General features: G+C 43.7%; 1 protein-coding gene and 1 pseudogene. One reads left to right on the top strand and one right to left on the bottom strand.

Features of this window, described 5'->3' with window-relative positions:
• Positions 1-234 precede the first annotated feature (234 nt).
• Positions 235-1,122, top strand: a complete 888-nt coding sequence (locus AACU59_RS00805) for a LysR family transcriptional regulator (RefSeq protein ID WP_064626157.1) — start codon at positions 235-237, stop codon at positions 1,120-1,122.
• Positions 1,123-1,165: 43 nt separating this feature from the next.
• Here AACU59_RS00805 and AACU59_RS00800 read toward each other — a convergent pair.
• Positions 1,166-2,391, bottom strand: a pseudogene (locus AACU59_RS00800) (GNAT family N-acetyltransferase); the annotation flags it as partial.

The following is a 2,391-nucleotide window of genomic DNA, read 5'->3' as shown; positions in this document are numbered from 1 at the left end:
TTCACCACAAGTAAGAGGAAACTAAAAACATGGGCGATTATAGAAGTTCATCCCACTTTTTAAATGAATGTGTCTCAAAGCCAGTATTAAACTGGCTTTGTTATTTCTACGATTTTTGGTTCCAAACCAGTTCTCCTCGTCTATTTTCCATCCCGTCAGAGATACCACAACGATGATAAATAAGGCATACTCGTTATTGCATACTCACTGCAATTTCACCAAAGGATGTCTATTTTGCAAAGTCCAATTACCTTAGAAGCGCTTCATATTTTAGATGCGATTGATAGACGAGGCAGCTTTGCTGCGGCGGCAAATGAGCTAAGCCGTGCACCATCATCGCTGAGTTATCAGATCCAAAAATTGGAACAAGATTTAGACATCACTATTTTTGACCGTTCAGGGCATAAAGCGACGTTTACTGAAGCCGGCTTGCTCATTCTTGAGCGGGGTAGAGCCATTTTATCGGCGACAGAAAAATTGGTGAATGACGCAACTTTGTTAGCGAATGGCTGGGAACTGGATTTGACGGTCGCATTTGACGGTATTATCCCTATTCATAATTTTTTCCCAATGGTTGAAGCGTTAGGTAATGTCAGTAAAACACGAATCCGTCTTCAAGAAGAAATTTTAGCGGGGTGTTGGGAGTCACTTTCAACCGATCGAGCCGATTTGCTGATTTGCCCACGTATCGATACGTTACCACAAGATGTAAAAGCAGAAACCATAGGAACTATGTCAATGGTTTGGGTAGCGGCCAGCTCGCATTACGTGCACAAACGAAGCGGTGCATTTGATGAAGAAGCAAGGCAAAAGTATCGAGTGATTGCGATTGCCGATACCGCGCGTGACCAGCCTGCAATGAGCGTGAATATTTTGCAAAAACAGCCGCGTCTGACGGTAACTAATTTCAGCGCAAAATGTGCCGCGTTAGTGGAAGGGTTAGGTATTGGCACATTACCTAAACAGATAGCAGAGCCACTGATCGCCTCAGGTAAACTGAAAGCAATCAGCGGATCTGAAGAAAAATCGATGCAGATCATTATGGCATGGCGGCGTAATAAAATGGGCGAAGCAAAGTCGTGGTGTGTGCAATACCTCAAGAAAAACTGGGTGCTAAGTTAAAATTTTGGGCGGATCGCAGTGATCAAATCTGATCGCTACGGCTTTATTCTGGTTTATTTAAGATCAAAACCATATCTGCCGTCCCATCTTCGAAATGCACTTCAATCTCAAAACCTAATTTTTGCGCTAGCGTCAACATGCCTCGGTTGGTTGGCATGGTCATGCCGGAAATTTGTAAGGTTCCTTTCAAGCGACAATAGTCGATGATTTTTTGCAGCAAGATTTTACCTAAACCTTTTCCTTTTAAATCCGAACGGATCAAGATGGCGAACTCAGCATCGCTATTCTCAGGGTTAATGAGTGCTCGTGAAACGCCAATAATACTCTCTTGATCATTGGTATGATCCACTGCGACAAAAGCCATTTCTCGGTCATAGTCAATTTGAGTAAAATTGGCTAAGGCTTCATGGTTAAACTCGCCGACATCCGAAAAAAAGCGTTTGTACAAATCTTCTTTTGATACGTTACGGATAAACTCTGCATGATGCGGCTCATCCTCCGGCAAGATTGGGCGTAAGGTAATGGCCGAGTTGTCCTTTAGGATCACACTTTCTTCAAACTCACTTGGATAGGGGCGGATAGCTAATCTACTTTGTCCGTCGCCTTGGTAATCTTTTAGGACTAAGTTGGCATCCAATATGGTGAATTGATTGCCATTGGCTAAAACCGGGTGAATATCTAATTCATCTATTTGTGGACATTCAATAATCATCTGCGAGATACGAACTAAAAACTCAGATAACCCATCAATATTCATTGGCTCTGGTAGTTTCTGCAGCCGAATTTTCCCGCTGCGTATTGCTCTGACAATCAGATAACGAGCGAGCGTCATATTCAGTGGGGGTAGTGCGGCGGCGGCATCGATTGATTCATCCCATTCTGAACCACCTTGTCCCAGTAAAATGACCGGGCCAAAGGTTGTATCAGTAATCACTTTGATCCTGAGCTCTTCGCCGCCAGCGAGCTTTGCCATTGCCTGAACCAATAACCCATGAATATTAGCGGAAGGATACGAGATCTGCGTGCGATCCAATATCGCTTGCGCTGCGCTTGCCACTTCGTGGTGGTTGCGTAGATTGAGCATCACGCCTTGCACATCTGATTTATGCGCAATATCGGGCGAACGCAATTTCACCACGACTGGGTAACCAATTTGCTCGGCAATATGTACCGCTTCACTGGCATCAGAAGCTATCCAAGTTGGTAATACATTAAAATTAAAATATTTAAATAACTTACCTATTTGGTGTGTATCAAGGTGACGGGTAG

This window comes from Vibrio sp. V23_P3S9T160 (assembly GCF_963886625.1).
Taxonomy (GTDB): domain Bacteria; phylum Pseudomonadota; class Gammaproteobacteria; order Enterobacterales; family Vibrionaceae; genus Vibrio; species Vibrio anguillarum.
Note: the sequence above shows the minus strand (reverse complement) of the source record. Positions and strands in the feature narration are given on the sequence as shown.